This is a genomic window from Acinetobacter seohaensis, from assembly GCF_056431365.1.
Genome location: NZ_JBWKMK010000022.1, coordinates 41,016 through 55,643, shown reverse-complemented (window position 1 = coordinate 55,643; position 14,628 = coordinate 41,016). Strand labels below are relative to the sequence as shown.

Annotated in this window: 16 protein-coding genes; 6 read left to right on the top strand and 10 right to left on the bottom strand. The window is 40.5% G+C overall.

All coding sequences use genetic code 11. The features are described 5' to 3' along the window. Positions 1–130: 130 nt before the first annotated feature. The 4 genes from AC07E5_RS03725 to tkt all read right to left on the bottom strand — a co-directional run bounded on the left by AC07E5_RS03725 (position 131) and on the right by tkt (position 3,873). A complete protein-coding gene (locus AC07E5_RS03725; protein WP_004976875.1) occupies positions 131–715 on the bottom strand; it encodes a YceI family protein in 585 nt (194 codons plus the stop codon). Positions 716–851: 136 nt separating this feature from the next. Continuing rightward, on the bottom strand, positions 852–1,337 hold the full coding sequence (locus AC07E5_RS03720) for a GNAT family N-acetyltransferase (RefSeq protein ID WP_218947074.1): 486 nt from the start codon (positions 1,335–1,337) through the stop codon (positions 852–854). Positions 1,338–1,516: 179 nt separating this feature from the next. Then, a complete protein-coding gene (locus AC07E5_RS03715; protein WP_004976879.1) occupies positions 1,517–1,732 on the bottom strand; it encodes a hypothetical protein in 216 nt (71 codons plus the stop codon). Positions 1,733–1,884: 152 nt separating this feature from the next. Then, positions 1,885–3,873 carry a transketolase gene (gene tkt, locus AC07E5_RS03710; protein ID WP_004976881.1) on the bottom strand — a complete coding sequence of 663 codons (1,989 nt, stop codon included), beginning with the start codon at positions 3,871–3,873 and terminating at the stop codon, positions 1,885–1,887. A 749-nt stretch (positions 3,874–4,622) separates the two neighbouring features. Between tkt and metK the strand changes: the two genes are divergently transcribed. Both metK and AC07E5_RS03700 read left to right on the top strand, forming a co-directional pair. Next, complete coding sequence (gene metK, locus AC07E5_RS03705) at positions 4,623–5,789, top strand: methionine adenosyltransferase (RefSeq protein ID WP_004976883.1); 1,167 nt, start codon at positions 4,623–4,625, stop codon at positions 5,787–5,789. A gap of 158 nt (positions 5,790–5,947) precedes the next feature. Further along, positions 5,948–6,259 carry a monooxygenase gene (locus AC07E5_RS03700; RefSeq protein WP_290443092.1) on the top strand — a complete coding sequence of 104 codons (312 nt, stop codon included), beginning with the start codon at positions 5,948–5,950 and terminating at the stop codon, positions 6,257–6,259. Positions 6,260–6,411: 152 nt separating this feature from the next. Here the strand turns inward: AC07E5_RS03700 and AC07E5_RS03695 are convergent, their stop codons facing one another. After that, on the bottom strand, positions 6,412–6,642 hold the full coding sequence (locus AC07E5_RS03695; protein WP_372238839.1) for a hypothetical protein: 231 nt from the start codon (positions 6,640–6,642) through the stop codon (positions 6,412–6,414). Positions 6,643–6,957: 315 nt separating this feature from the next. Between AC07E5_RS03695 and AC07E5_RS03690 the strand changes: the two genes are divergently transcribed. Continuing rightward, on the top strand, positions 6,958–7,167 hold the full coding sequence (locus AC07E5_RS03690) for a hypothetical protein (RefSeq protein WP_154320816.1): 210 nt from the start codon (positions 6,958–6,960) through the stop codon (positions 7,165–7,167). Between the two features lie 20 nt (positions 7,168–7,187). Here the strand turns inward: AC07E5_RS03690 and AC07E5_RS03685 are convergent, their stop codons facing one another. The 3 genes from AC07E5_RS03685 to AC07E5_RS03675 all read right to left on the bottom strand — a co-directional run bounded on the left by AC07E5_RS03685 (position 7,188) and on the right by AC07E5_RS03675 (position 9,123). Further along, positions 7,188–7,823, bottom strand: a complete 636-nt coding sequence (locus tag AC07E5_RS03685; RefSeq protein WP_096901197.1) for a LysE family transporter — start codon at positions 7,821–7,823, stop codon at positions 7,188–7,190. A gap of 169 nt (positions 7,824–7,992) precedes the next feature. After that, on the bottom strand, positions 7,993–8,568 hold the full coding sequence (locus AC07E5_RS03680; protein ID WP_004976892.1) for an FxsA family protein: 576 nt from the start codon (positions 8,566–8,568) through the stop codon (positions 7,993–7,995). Between the two features lie 168 nt (positions 8,569–8,736). Continuing rightward, a complete protein-coding gene (locus AC07E5_RS03675) occupies positions 8,737–9,123 on the bottom strand; it encodes a YkvA family protein (protein WP_498624618.1) in 387 nt (128 codons plus the stop codon). Positions 9,124–9,323: 200 nt separating this feature from the next. Here AC07E5_RS03675 and ruvC point away from each other — a divergent pair, with 200 nt between their 5' ends. Beyond that, positions 9,324–9,869: a crossover junction endodeoxyribonuclease RuvC gene (gene ruvC, locus AC07E5_RS03670; RefSeq protein ID WP_004976895.1), complete on the top strand. Its 546-nt coding sequence runs from the start codon at positions 9,324–9,326 to the stop codon at positions 9,867–9,869. Between the two features lie 24 nt (positions 9,870–9,893). Here the strand turns inward: ruvC and AC07E5_RS03665 are convergent, their stop codons facing one another. Beyond that, entirely contained in the window at positions 9,894–11,414 is a 1,521-nt protein-coding gene (locus AC07E5_RS03665; protein ID WP_104851865.1) for an NAD(P)H-hydrate dehydratase, read from the bottom strand. Positions 11,415–11,435: 21 nt separating this feature from the next. Between AC07E5_RS03665 and queG the strand changes: the two genes are divergently transcribed. Together queG and bioB are read left to right on the top strand one after the other, a co-directional pair. After that, complete coding sequence (gene queG / locus AC07E5_RS03660) at positions 11,436–12,545, top strand: tRNA epoxyqueuosine(34) reductase QueG (protein ID WP_498624617.1); 1,110 nt, start codon at positions 11,436–11,438, stop codon at positions 12,543–12,545. A 279-nt stretch (positions 12,546–12,824) separates the two neighbouring features. Then, the gene (gene bioB / locus AC07E5_RS03655; protein WP_104851863.1) at positions 12,825–13,817 is read left to right on the top strand and encodes a biotin synthase BioB; all 993 of its coding nucleotides are present in this window, start codon (positions 12,825–12,827) and stop codon (positions 13,815–13,817) included. A gap of 85 nt (positions 13,818–13,902) precedes the next feature. Here the strand turns inward: bioB and AC07E5_RS03650 are convergent, their stop codons facing one another. Beyond that, complete coding sequence (locus tag AC07E5_RS03650; RefSeq protein WP_004976903.1) at positions 13,903–14,112, bottom strand: hypothetical protein; 210 nt, start codon at positions 14,110–14,112, stop codon at positions 13,903–13,905. Between the last annotated feature and the right edge of the window lie 516 nt (positions 14,113–14,628).

Sequence of the window (14,628 nt, the reverse complement as noted above, 5' to 3'; positions counted from 1 at the left end):
AAAGCCATTCATCCAAACAGATTTTAAAGCCATAGACCTCAAGTTGCTGACATTAAAATCATGGATAAAAATCACAGACATAAAAAAGCACCATTTTTAAAATGATGCTTTTTGATCAAATCATTACTACTTATTTTTTAGCAGCTACAGACGCTTCTGTAGTGATGTTGACAGTAATTTTATCACCTACGTTTGGTACATAGCTTGCGATACCAAATGCAGAACGGTTGAATGATGTTGTTGCATTAAAACCAACAGTCGCTGCCTGAGTCATTGGGTGTGGACCTTGTTTGTTCAATACTGCGTCAAGAACAACTGGCTTAGTTACACCTTTAACCGTTAAATCACCTGTGATTTTAAAGTTTTTCTTGTCTTGAGTTTCAACTTTGGTACTTTTAAAAGTAATGGTTGGATATTTTGCTGCATCAAACCAATCTGCTGCCATTAAGTGTTCATCTAAAGCTTTTACGTTGGTGTTGATGCTGCTTAATGGAATCGTGACATTCACAGATGAGTTAGCAGGTTTTTTCTCATCAATGTTGATAGTACCTTGAATGTCTGAGAAGTTACCTGATGGCGTAGAAAAACCGAAGTGATCCCAAGTAAATACAGTAGCAGTATGCGTTGGGTCAATTTGATAAGCCACTGGTTTAGCCATTGTCATTGTTGCTGCAGACGCGATAGCCAAACCTAAAGCAATTGATTTCATGTTCATATTGTTCATCTCTAAAAGTGTTGATACGTTTCAATGAGGTTTAGTTTATAGATTTTTGCTGCAAATACAGGATTAAAGATAAAACAGTATGTTGCATGACTGAAACGATAAATTTGTAAAAATATGCATGCGCGTTTTACATCGCTGTTGCAGGGCTGCGATATTGAATAAAACCTGTTCTTTTTGCGACACGATCATACAACTGCCGTGCCTGTAAATTATCTTCATGAGTCAGCCAATATACCCGATCACATTCACGCTGTTGCGCTGTTTGATTCACCTGCTGAATAAGCTGCTGAGCAATTCCCATCCCTCTGTACTCAGGCAAGGTATATAAATCTTGCAAATAGGCATAAGGTTTAAGCGTCCAACAACTGTCATGTTCAATTACATGCACAATTGCCACAACTTGAGTTTGATATACGGCAGCAAAACCATAAATATGCGTACTGTGTGGATTAATTAGTTTTGACCACGTATTTTGCGTAACCTCATCACTTAATTGCACCTGATAAAATTGCTGATAACCCTGCCAAAGTGGTTGCCATTGCTCAAATTGGATTTCACTTAACGCTACAATGTCGATGTGCTTAAATTGACGATCTAATATAGTTGTCTGCAAGCTTTGATGTTGCCTGATTATTTTTGCATCGAATCATTTTACTAATTATGCACAATTCATATTATGCTTAGGCTATTTTATAAACTATTTTTCAGCAATAAAAAAAGCTTTACCCTACGCATAGAATAAAGCTATTTTTGACGATACACCATTTAATGCACCGCATTCATCGCAATAGATTAAAGCTTCTCAATCAAAATACGATCAACTTGCTTTAAGCCTGATTGCTTTTCATGGTTCTTACGGCGAATTTTGATTTGCTGATCTTCAGCCAAATCCTGTAACAACAACTCTACCGCCACCATAGCTTCAAGTGGTAAATCTTGTCCAATCCACTTTTGCTCACCCGCATCCATTAAAGTGACTTCATCATTAATTTGCTCGTACAAACTCATTTCTCATCTCACTCAATTACACAGAGGTTTATTCACAAACCTGACTTACACTGACAAAATTTGTTGGATCATCACATCGAATACCAAACAAATATGCAAAAATAAAAGACGTCCCTTTGCAGGAACGCCTTTAAAAACACTGGATTAAAAAATTAAGCTGTTAATTCTTTTACTGCAGCAACAACCGCTTCAGTGGTAATGCCAAAGTACTGATACAAGTCTTTTGCAGGTGCAGATTCACCATAAGTTGTCATACCAATAACTTTACCGTCTAAGCCGACAAACTTCCACCAGTAGTCTACATGCGCTGCTTCAACCGCAACACGTGCGCGAATATGTGATGGCAATACCGCTTCACGATATGCTGCATCTTGCTTCACAAATTCTTCTGCACACGGCATAGACACAACACGTACACCTTCAAGCTGCGCGTATGCTTCCATTGCCAAGCCCACTTCTGAACCTGTTGCAATAATAATGGCTTTCAATTCACCTTTTTCTTCAGCCAAGACATAACCACCTTTTGCCACGTTCTCAATTTGCGCTTGAGTACGAGTTTGGAATGGCAAGTTTTGACGTGAGAAAATTAAAGCAGTTGGACCTTCGCTGCGTACTAATGCAGATTTCCAAGAAATAGCCGCTTCAACGGTATCTGCAGGACGCCATGTATTTAAGTTTGGCGTACCACGTAAAGATGCAATTTGTTCAATCGGTTGGTGTGTTGGACCATCTTCACCCAAACCAATCGAGTCGTGGGTATACACATGAATCACACGTTGCTTCATTAATGCAGACATACGCACGGCATTACGCGCATATTCCATAAACATTAAGAATGTTGCAACGTAAGGAATGAAACCACCGTGAAGTGCTACACCATTTGCAATAGCAGTCATACCAAACTCACGTACGCCATAATGCACGTAGTTCCCTGCTGCATTGTCCTGAACGCCTTGGCAACCCTTCCAAAGGGTTAAGTTTGAACCTGCCAAGTCTGCAGAACCACCCAATAATTCAGGCAATAATGGGCCAAATGCTTGCAAAGTATTTTGGCTGGCTTTACGCGTTGCAATAGTTTCAGCTTTAGCATTGGTTTCAGCAATAAACGCATCTGCCTGCGCGATGAATTCTGCAGGTAGTTCACCGCTTAAACGGCGTTTAAGTTCAGCAGCTTCCGTTGGATATTTTGCTGCATAGGCATCAAAAGTTGTATTCCATGCTGCTTCTGCTTCTGCACCTTTCGCTTTAGCATCCCAAGCGGCATATACATCTTCAGGAATAACAAATGCTTCATCTGTCCAGCCTAATGCTTGACGCGTCAAAGCGATTTCATCATGGCCTAATGGCGCACCGTGACAGTCTTCTTTACCTTGTTTGTTTGGCGAACCTAAACCAATAACAGTTTTACAAATAATAATAGTCGGTTTTTGCGTTTCAGCTTTTGCTTCAACTGTTGCCGCACGAATTGCATCTGCATCGTGACCATCAACTTTTAGTACTTGCCAGCCATAAGATAAGAAACGTTGTTCTGTATCATCAGAGAACCAGCCTTCTACCTCACCATCAATAGAAATGCCGTTGTCATCATAATAAACAACCAGTTTGCCTAAACCTAAAGTACCTGCCAATGAACATGCTTCGTGTGAAACACCTTCCATTAAGCAACCATCACCCAAGAAACAGTAAGTGAAATGGTCTACAACCTGAATATCTTCTTTATTAAATTGTGCAGCCAATGTTTTTTCTGCTAAAGCAAAACCAACGGCATTGGCAATCCCCTGACCGAGTGGACCAGTGGTGGTTTCAATCCCTGGTGCATAACCTAATTCTGGGTGGCCAGGTGTTTTAGAGTGTAACTGACGGAACGCTTTTAAATCTTCGATTGAAAGATCATAACCTGTTAAATGTAACAACGCATATTGCAACATTGAACCATGACCATTAGACAGTACAAAACGGTCGCGGTTTGCCCATTGTGGATTGGTTGGGTTGTGATTCAAAAATTCACGCCACACCACATCGGCAATATCTGCCATCCCCATCGGTGCACCTGGATGTCCTGAATTTGCTTTTTGCACAGCATCCATTGCCAATACACGAATTGCGTTTGCAATACGACGTTCGTTAAGCGGGGTCGTCATAGGTCAGAGTCCACAAAAAATCGTTAAATAGAAGAAGATGAATAGAATTCAAAACAGCCGCTATTCTCTCAAAAAAACGCCTGAGGGGTAAAGCCTATGCAACAATATTTCCGCATTAATTCCCATTCAGGGTATTTTTCGTGCAAATTCAAAGACGTTTTCACGTTTATAACAACAAGAAAATAGCTAATTGCCGTGTTAAGCTCTATTCTTGGCAAAATTCTAAAGTATAGATATTTCAATTTATAGACGCAGGATGGAATTGTGATGTCGCTCTTGCAGCAACTCCAATCAAATGCCTAGCAACAAGTTAAAACACAACAGTATTCTGTAGAAATAATAGACAGATTTTAACACATCTTGAATTTTATTCACTTTTCACACAATAAATTGAATCACAGCCATCGTCCAAAATTTTAAAACAGCTTTTGAAAATGCAGCTTGATGCAGATAAAGTCAATTCAAAGTCTTTAAATTACCCATCTACAATATTGTTTTTAAAAATGATTCACCACTTAAAAACAAGGTGCTCCTTAGTTTAAAATTATGACAGCATACTTTAGCCAACATGAATATTTTTGAGTCACAATATAGTCATACCGATACTTTATCTATTTTTTAGCTAAAGATATGCGATAAAAAGTCATTGAATTGAAATAAATTCAGCCAATTTAGTCGTAATGCGCTAGTCCTAAAGTCTAACTCGATGTAACATATTGCGTCTTTTGAATTTAACTGTGATAGGACTTATGCGCGAGTACGCTGTATTTACCTCGGAATCTGTAAGCGAAGGCCATCCAGATAAAATGGCTGACCAAATCAGTGATGCCATTTTGGATGCAATCTTAAAAGAAGACCCTTATGCGCGGGTTGCTTGTGAAACGCTTGTAAAAACGGGTGCGGTTGTACTGGCAGGTGAAATCACAACAACTGCAAATGTCGATTTTGAAGCCGTTGTTCGTCAAACCGTAAATGGCATTGGTTACCATCATTCTGACTTAGGTTTTGATGGTTCAACCTGTGCGGTCATTAACATGATTGGTAAACAATCACCTGAAATTGCACAAGGTGTAGACCGTCAAAAGCCTGAAGATCAAGGCGCAGGTGACCAAGGTTTGATGTTTGGTTACGCCAGCCGTGAAACTGATGTATTAATGCCTGCCCCAATTTCTTACGCACACCGCTTAATGGAAAAGCAAGCTGAATTACGTCGCAGTGGTGCTTTGCCGTGGTTACGCCCAGATGCAAAAAGTCAGGTGACTTTTGCTTATGAAAATGGTGTGCCTGTACGTTTGGACGCGGTGGTGTTATCTACTCAGCACGATCCTGAAATTTCGCAAATTCAGCTTAAAGAAGCGGTAATTGAAGAAATTGTGAAAAAAGTGATTCCTGCAGAAATGTTCCATGCAGACACCAAATTCCACATCAACCCAACAGGTATGTTTGTGATTGGCGGCCCTGTCGGTGACTGCGGTTTAACTGGTCGCAAAATCATTGTCGATACTTACGGCGGCATGGCACGTCATGGTGGCGGTGCATTCTCTGGTAAAGACCCATCTAAAGTTGACCGTTCTGCTGCTTACGCAGGTCGTTATGTTGCAAAGAATATTGTGGCAGCTGGCTTGGCAGACAAATGTGAAATTCAGGTGTCTTATGCTATTGGTGTTGCAGAGCCAACGTCAATTTCAATCAACACCTTCAACACTGCAAAAGTGGCAGATGAGTTGATTATTGCTTTAGTACGTGAACACTTCGATTTACGTCCATACGGCATTACCAACATGTTGAACCTGTTACAACCAATGTATAAACAGACTGCAGCTTATGGCCACTTTGGTCGTCAAGGTTCTGACACTGCATTTACATGGGAAAAAACCGACAAAGTTGAGGCGTTAAAAGCTTCTGCAGGTCTGTAATGTAAAACTTTTCAGTTTTATCAAGCTCACTTCGGTGGGCTTTTTTATGCCTAAAATTTAGCTGTCAAACCACAATATACAAAATACGAATATGTTATAGTGAATCATTCCTGAGATTTTTTAAATACTCATCTAAGATAATGATGTAGGAGTTTATTATGGCGGTTATTCTTCAAGTCGATTTCCCTTCTGAAGGCCCATTTGGCGAAAGCATGAGCCAAGCGTACCGTGAACTTGCAGAAAGCATTAACCTAGAAACTGGCATGCTTTGGAAAATTTGGACTGAGAACAGTCAAACACAGGAAGCAGGTGGAATCTATCTGTTTGATCATGCGGCCAATGCTGAACGCTATTTAAAAATGCACACTGCACGTTTAGAAAGTTTTGGCGTGAAGGATATTCGTGGCAAGATTTTTGAGGTGAATGCTGCACTGTCTGCAATCAACCAAGCTGACTTCTTAAGTCGCTAATCTTTTTAAATTGCTCATCCATATTGAAGAATAAAATGGTGAGTCTCTTCAATATTGAAAAAACAGTTGAATAAAATCCTGAGCCATTTAATGATTCAGGATTTTTTGAAATCTTGTATAGACGAAATAAGCGTTAAGCTTGGATGCAGCACTTATTGCGTACGAATCACCTCAAGCACCGATTGTTGCACGGGCACTTCTTGATGATCTTGCAAATAAACATGCACGACTTTAAACACAACGGCTGCTGCCAAGCATGCCAAAATACAGAATAACCAGAAACCATAAGGACTACGAATATTGTGTGAACCACAAGTACCACATTCTTTTTCTGATGATTCCACCACCCGATTGCAACATGCGCAACGATACTGATGATACAGCATAGGTATTCTCCTACTTCACTGTAATTCTTGTTTTTATTGTTACACCATCTACCCTGATGCAGTGTAATTTTGTTTAAGCAACTGTGACACTTTGTAGCCTGCATCCTTTGGATGATTTAACTGACACAATCGCTTGTGAATTAGAATGTCAAAGTTCTGCTATTCGCGCAAATCGTATTTTTGAATAAACAGTCACTTTATCCATCTAAAATAGGTATGTCGTGGTAAAATTCTACATGTTCGATCATCTAAAACTTAGGTTCAAACTTAGCTTTCAGTACATATTTTTTTATTACACGGAGTAAAGTTAAAGTGGTGCAACTCATTAAAAAAGGTGGCTTGCGAGAACGTGCCAACCGTAGTCGTAAATACCAAGGTTCGGAAAATACCGAAGCAACTTTGCAATCAAACCGTACTTATCAACCCAATCATTTAGATAAAACTGAAAACACGACTGCAACCGAAATACTGAATGAAAAATCGTCAAACTTGGCTTTGGACAACATCAAATCATCTAACTAATTGGCATCAAAACCTATGTTTTAAAACATACGCAGTGCATCTAACCACAACCACACAGCAAATAATAAAAATAATCCGCCCGAGACCATATCAATATAACTGCCTGAACGCTGATATAACTTTTTCATTTTTGGTGTCGAAAGTAGCAACATAAATAGTGTAAATGTCACAAAAGTTTGGATTGGAATAATCACTGCCAATTGGGCTTTTAAAGATGCACTTGCCGATGAACTCAACGCCAAAGCAAATACACTACTAAAATAAATTAAGGTTTTCGGATTAGATAAATTGGTGAATAGCCCCAATAAAAAGTAGTTTTTTGCGGCTGGAATTTGCACTTGAGTATCATCAAACTGTTTGCGCTGCTGCCAACTATGCCAACCGCCCGACAACATGCCCCATCCCATTTTGGCAAGAAATAAACCGCCAATCAGCATTAAGACTTGCTGAATCCAAGGAAATTGCTGCACCAAAACCGTAAAACCTAATAAGGTCAGCACCACCCACACCACAATCCCTGATGAAATACCCGCAATAATCTGCAAGGTATTACGGCGGGTATTGCTGGCTGCACTTTTGGCAATTAATAAAACATCTGGTCCTGGACTAAGCTGTGCCACAAAATGCAGCGCACAAATGGTGAATAACAAAGACATAAATACATCAGGAGAATTGAAAATCCGATTATACCTTGTGCGGTAGGAGAATAAATAAGGCTTTAAATGCACACCTCAATGTTTAAACACTCACGTGCATATTCACCAAAAAATACCCATAAAAAAACCGAATCAGCACGATTCGGTTTGATCTCAAGCATCACCCATATTATTTAGGTGGATTGACATCTTTCATTTCAATTTTTTTCGCATCGGGGGTAATTTCACGTGCTTCACCATCAATAATACTGGAATCACGACCACCGCCCTGCTGATTTTGCATGTCTTGCATTTGGCGCATTAAATCTGCAAACGGGTTTTGACCTGCTCCGCCCATGCCATTCATATCGCCCATCATGCCACCCATCATTTGATCCATCATGGCTTGCTGACGTTTCATCATGGCTTTCATCATTGCCGCTTTAAAGGCATTTTGTACGGCAGGAATCATCACCAGCAATGCCAAAACATCGCTGATTAATCCTGGAATCATCAATAAAAAACCCGCAAAAATTTTAGGTAAATTATTACTCAGCGCAGGATCGGCACTCATCTGCCCCATTTGCATTTGCTGCATTTGTGGCATCACGCCTGCAGAATATTTACGAATCAGGTTCAAACCAATGAAGAAAGCAGCGACAAACCAAAAGAACACGTACCACATGCTCCCCACTAGGTCGCCCACACCAATCCAGACGAAGACTTCAAGAACTAAGCCAATTAGAACAATAAGAAATAATTTCATGAAAATTAATCTAATCTCAACAAAATAAATAAAATGCAGTAACCAAGTGCTTCATCGGGATCAAGCTTTTTTGATTCGCTGTTGTTTCAATATGGGCATTATTGTATTTTTAAAGGTTAAGTCTGTCATTAATATTTTCATCATCACCCAATAACAGACTTAATACGTCTATATATTTAAACGATAAAGATAAAAATATGCGGCATAAGCCAATAATAACCACAACGCAATAAAAACTGATGCTGCAATATAACTGCTCGGTTTTTGACTGATTGCATCGGCTTGCAGACGACAGCGCTGCATCACCTCTGTGGGCACTAAGCGCAATACCAACATGATGCCCAAGGGCACTAGAATCAAATCATCCAAATAGCCCAAAACAGGAATAAAGTCTGGAATTAAGTCGATGGGTGAAATGGCATAAGCGACAACCAATAAGGCTACCAATTTAGCAAGAAATGGTGTTTCAGGATCACGTGCTGCAAACCACACTGCATAGACATCTCGTTTAATTTGCTTAGCCCACTGTTTTAGCTGATCAATCCATCTGGCCATAGCTTGCCTCTTTTTAACATCATATTTTGAGTATAGAGCTCAATACTTAAAATAAAATGAAGTCTAACTTCGAAAATATGACAGAGATATACTCCAATTGTTTAAACAGCAGCTTACTGACCGAATGTTTTGAAATTACTCCACACAAAAGAGATTTAAACTCCTATAATTCAACTTGATGTAATTTTTTAAGGCTTTGCATGTCACTTATTATTGGAATCGACCCTGGTTCTCGGCTTACTGGCTACGGCATTATTGAACGTGATGGCGCTAAATTACGTTTTGTAGATGCAGGAACCATTCGCACCGAAACTAGTGAAATGCCTGAACGCTTAAAACGGATTTTTGCAGGGATTGAACGGATTGTGAAATTTCACGGCCCGACTGAAGCTGCAGTTGAACAAGTGTTTATGGCGCAAAACCCAGACTCTGCCTTGAAATTGGGACAGGCTCGTGGTGCAGCGATTGCCGCTTTGGTGAATTTAGATTTACAGGTGGCGGAATATACCGCTCGTCAAATTAAACAATCTGTCGTGGGTTATGGCGCTGCCGATAAAGAACAAGTACAAATGATGGTCATGAAATTATTAAATCTATCCATCAAACCACAACAAGATGCTGCCGATGCTTTGGCTGCTGCAATTTGCCATGCTCATGCATCGGGCAGTATGACCAAATTGGCTGTGCTCAATGCCTTGGGTGGTATGGCTCGCGGGCGCAGTCGCTCAAGCTCCAGACGTCGCTAAATCAGCATCGCCATCGCTTATATTTTACCGATTCACAACCTGATAAATCGCTTGGCTCATGTGCTGTGCCTGTAAACCGCGCATGCCCTGCTGTGCCAATACATCCCCCGCCAAGGCATGTAACATGACAATTTCATGCAATTGAATTTTATGATGAAACTGGGCTTTTAAACTGGCAATCATGCCTGCCAACACATCGCCCATACCACCTGTACCCATACCAGGATTGCCTGCGGTACAAATCCACAATGAACTTGCTTGCGGTTCTGTAGATGCAGCTTGCAAAGTCAAACTACCTGAACCTTTTAACACCCAATCGCCTGCATAGCGTTGCTGCAATTGCTGAATCGCGGCAATACGGTCTGCTTCAATGGCTGCAACCGTAGTATTGAGCAAGGTCGCAGCCTCACCTGAATGTGGTGTGGCATAACTGTTCGGTTTTAATTGGGCTGGATGATGCGATGAATGCGCTTGTTTCGCCAAAAACCACAAGGCATCGGCATCGTAAACTACTTCTACCTCGGACTGATTTAGTGCGGCAAACCAGTCTGCATAATGCTGTTCTGCCCAAGCATCTCGTCCTAGTCCCATCCCTAAACTCACGGCATCGACCTGTGAAATTAAGTGCTGAATTTCTGCGCCTGTCAGTGCGTCTATATCCCGCAACATTAAATTCGGCGCACGGCTTAATATCGCCACATGATGTTTGGCATGACAGACCACAGTCACTTTCCCTGCACCTGCGCTTGATGCGGCTTCTGCAGCCATCATCACCGCACCACCCATTTGCGCATGTCCGCCCACAATCAACACATGCCCATAACTGCCTTTGTGTCCAAAAGCCTGCCGTGCGGGTAATTGAATCAAATGTGGTGTGAGTTGGGCCAACGCTTTGAGTTCTGCATCGGCTGGAATCAAATCCAGCACATCGACCAGTCCAGTATATTCCTGTGCCTGCCCTGTAAATAACCCTGCTTTCAAACCCAAAGCTGTAAAGGTGTAATCGGCTTTAATTGCACATGGCAATGGCTGCCCCGTGTTGGCATTTAAACCGCTTGGAATATCAACCGCAATTTTTAAACCCGCTTGTTGATTCATTGCGTGAATAAGCGACTGCCACTCATCATTTAAAGGACGATCTAAACCAATACCAAATAATGCATCAATATAGCAGTCATAACTTTGTTGAAATGCAAAACCTTGAATTATATTGACTTGTTCTGTCTGAGCTTCTAAAAAAGCCTGATGTAAATCTGCCGATGAACCGCGTGTTGCGGCATAAATATCGACTTGAAAACCTGCTTGTTTTAAATATTTTGCAGTTAAATAGCCATCGCCTGCGTTATTGCCTTGTCCACAACACACAGCAATTTTTTGTATTGTAGATGGCTGTTTTGCAAAAATTTTGCGAATTTGTAAATGCAGTGTCCACGCCACTTGCTGCATTAAACCGTAAGAACTATTTTGACGGGCAAACCAGCGCTGCTCCCACGCTTGAATACTTTGACTATGATAAACAGGGCTATGGTACACTTGCTGCGGCATTTTCTTCCCTTCTATTTTGTTATGGCAACATCCACCACTTCAGCACATATTTCTCTGCATCAAGACGATCCAGCCGCCTTGAAAGCGTGGATTAAAGCTCAAGCTTTGGCGCTTGGTTTTGCTGATTGTGTCATTGCCAAACCAGATGCTCAAGCAGAATTAGCACGTTTTCAGGAATATTTAAAACGTGGCTATCATGGCGATATGAAGTTTCTGGAAGAAAATTTAGACAAGCGCGCTAATCCCACACTGTTAGTCCCGAATACAAAAAGTATTATTTGTGTGCGGATGAATTATTTGGTGGAAACACCACGTCCACGACACATTCCCGATGCACCTAACTCTGCAATTATTGCCCGTTATGCACGTGGGCGCGATTATCACAAAGTCATGCGCGGACGCCTAAAAACCCTTGCGACACGTATTCGTGAAAAAGTGGGCGAGTTTGAATCACGCCCCTTTGCCGACTCAGCCCCAATTTTTGAAAAGTCTCTTGCAGAAAGTGCAGGCATGGGTTGGACAGGCAAACACACATTACTAATTCATAAAAAATCTGGGTCTTTTTTTGTATTGGGTGAGCTGTTTACTTCACTAGATTTACCTTTTGATGCACCTGCAACTTCGCATTGCGGTTCTTGCACAGCCTGCATCGACATTTGCCCAACACAGGCCATTGTTGAACCTTATATGTTGGATGCGCGCAAATGTATCGCTTATTTAACCATTGAATATCAAGGTGTGATTCCTGAAGAATTACGCCGTGGCATTGGTAATCGTGTGTTTGGTTGTGATGATTGCCAACTGATTTGCCCGTGGAATAGCTTTGCCCAAGTCACCATGGTGGATGATTTTCATCCTCGACATGCCTTAGATCAGATCAGCTTGCTAGATTTATGGCAATGGGATGAAAGCACGTTTTTAGCCAAAACTGAAGGTAGTCCATTGCGACGTACAGGCTATCAAAGTTTTATGCGTAATATTGCCATCGGGCTTGGTAATGCTCCTTTTTCAGCACAAATTTTACAAATTTTGCAGCAAACGCGAACACAGCATGATGAGATTGTGCAAATCCATATGGATTGGGCGATTCAGGAACAATTGCTTAAACAGCCTAAAATTAAACAAAAATGACCACCAAAATAGTGCGATATTTTAAGTGCAGTTTTCTTGCCAATTTATGCAAATAACTAAATTTTAGCAACAAATTCATCGCAAAAATAATAATCCATAAAATTTAATTTTGCAGCGAAATATCAGAAAAATTGCTTAAGTTTGCAACTAAATAGACTGCATGATTTTAATTCTATTCTGTCGAATATTAGCCATGAAATTGGGAGATTATGCCTTTCTGATTCCAACTATTTGTGTATGATACAGACTATGAATAATAGGGATGATGGACTTTTACTTATGTCAGTACGCAATGATTGGACTCGGGAAGAAATTCAGCAGTTATATGAACAGCCTTTTCTGGATTTAGTCTTTGAAGCACAACGTGTGCATCGCCAACATTTTGCTGCCAATACCGTACAAGTCAGTACCTTATTGTCTATTAAAACAGGCAAATGCCCTGAAGATTGCAAATATTGCTCGCAGTCTGCGCATTATGATTCACAGCTTGAAGCTGAAAAACGTATTGCAGTGGATAAAGTCATTCAAGAAGCTAAAGAAGCCTTAGCATCAGGTTCTTCACGCTTTTGTATGGGTGCTGCATGGCGTAATCCGCATGAACGCGATATGCCGTATGTTCTAGAAATGGTACGTGAAGTCAAAGCATTGGGCTTAGAAACTTGCATGACTTTAGGGATGTTAAACCAATCGCAGGCAGAACGCTTAAAAGATGCAGGTTTGGATTATTACAACCACAACCTAGACACATCGCGTGAGTATTATCCCAATGTGATTAGTACTCGCAGCTTTGATGACCGCTTAAATACTTTAGATATTGTGCGTCAAACAGGTATGAAAGTGTGTAGTGGCGGTATTGTCGGTTTAGGTGAAGATACCCAAGACCGTATTGGTTTGTTACATGAATTGGCGACTTTACCGTTACACCCTGAATCTGTGCCAATCAATATGTTAGTTCCGATTGAAGGTACACCACTGGCTGAAGTCGAAAAGCTAGATGTGATTGAATGGATTCGTACTATTGCAGTTGCACGTATTATCATGCCAAACAGCTATATTCGTTTGTCTGCAGGGCGTGAATCGTTGTCTGATTCAGATCAGGCATTGGCATTTATGGCAGGTGCGAACTCGTTATTCTCAGGTGAAAAACTTTTAACTACACCAAACGCAGGCGAAGGCAAAGACAAACAATTGTTCCAAAAGTTAGGCTTAGTGCCTGAACGTGCTAAACCAACGGTTTCTGAATTGTCGGTAGATGCGATGGCAATGGCTTAAAGTTTTAGCATCCATCCAAATGTACAAAGTCCCGCAAAGGGACTTTGTTTTTTATGCAGCAAAATAAGTTTATGCGGCAATGCTTTTAAGAGGTGATTAAAATTCCGTAACTGGCATTTAAATACTGCCCTGTTTTAATAATATCTACCCCGTTGGCATGTTCTACCGTCAGTTGTTGCTGAATCGCATCATAATAAAACCGATCATAACAGTCCTGATGATGCAGCAACCACGTCAAAGTATCTGCTAGATTGTCATCTACAATATACGTTTTTTCTTGAAAGTTTTTAGCCATAAATACGGTCAGTTCAATATTTCTAGGTACTGGATTTTAAGCGGAATACCTTGTGGGATAAAGTGTGCGGAGGATAGAAAATTTAATTGTGCACTTGTATAAATCAAACTTCGTACAGCATGAGAAGTCTCCCCACCAAAAGAGGTGGGAATGATATATGTAGTTTTGAAGATGGATAAGTGCAGTCTAATCTATACATGCAGGCAAGACTAAGCAAAATATTCAGGCTATTAGCCTAAAATAAAAAAGTGAGTCATAAAGACTCACTTGGTTTTAATACAGATTCAATACTTAACATTATTGTGTCTTAGAATCCCCACACTTACGACACTCTAAATGCGCCCCGATTTCTTCCATTGCGTCATATTCATAAATATGGATACAGAAAATTTGCTTTAACAGTTTGATCATAAATGACATTCCTTTTGATTTTTATACATCACGTTTGTGATCTCATCCTGAGATACAAATGTCATCAAGGCTGATTGACATAAACTACTATTATCATATTTAAAA

What these genes read in the sequence shown, in the direction of transcription:
- AC07E5_RS03725 (WP_004976875.1), bottom strand. Translation starts at nt 715, where the DNA reads ATGAACATGAAATCAATTGCTTTAGGTTTGGCTATCGCGTCTGCAGCA.
- AC07E5_RS03715 (WP_004976879.1), bottom strand. Translation starts at nt 1,732, where the DNA reads ATGAGTTTGTACGAGCAAATTAATGATGAAGTCACTTTAATGGATGCG.
- tkt (WP_004976881.1), bottom strand. Translation starts at nt 3,873, where the DNA reads ATGACGACCCCGCTTAACGAACGTCGTATTGCAAACGCAATTCGTGTA.
- metK (WP_004976883.1), top strand. Translation starts at nt 4,623, where the DNA reads ATGCGCGAGTACGCTGTATTTACCTCGGAATCTGTAAGCGAAGGCCAT.
- AC07E5_RS03700 (WP_290443092.1), top strand. Translation starts at nt 5,948, where the DNA reads ATGGCGGTTATTCTTCAAGTCGATTTCCCTTCTGAAGGCCCATTTGGC.
- AC07E5_RS03685 (WP_096901197.1), bottom strand. Translation starts at nt 7,823, where the DNA reads ATGTCTTTGTTATTCACCATTTGTGCGCTGCATTTTGTGGCACAGCTT.
- AC07E5_RS03680 (WP_004976892.1), bottom strand. Translation starts at nt 8,568, where the DNA reads ATGAAATTATTTCTTATTGTTCTAATTGGCTTAGTTCTTGAAGTCTTC.
- AC07E5_RS03675 (WP_498624618.1), bottom strand. Translation starts at nt 9,123, where the DNA reads ATGGCCAGATGGATTGATCAGCTAAAACAGTGGGCTAAGCAAATTAAA.
- ruvC (WP_004976895.1), top strand. Translation starts at nt 9,324, where the DNA reads ATGTCACTTATTATTGGAATCGACCCTGGTTCTCGGCTTACTGGCTAC.
- AC07E5_RS03665 (WP_104851865.1), bottom strand. Translation starts at nt 11,414, where the DNA reads ATGCCGCAGCAAGTGTACCATAGCCCTGTTTATCATAGTCAAAGTATT.
- queG (WP_498624617.1), top strand. Translation starts at nt 11,436, where the DNA reads ATGGCAACATCCACCACTTCAGCACATATTTCTCTGCATCAAGACGAT.
- bioB (WP_104851863.1), top strand. Translation starts at nt 12,825, where the DNA reads ATGTCAGTACGCAATGATTGGACTCGGGAAGAAATTCAGCAGTTATAT.
- AC07E5_RS03650 (WP_004976903.1), bottom strand. Translation starts at nt 14,112, where the DNA reads ATGGCTAAAAACTTTCAAGAAAAAACGTATATTGTAGATGACAATCTA.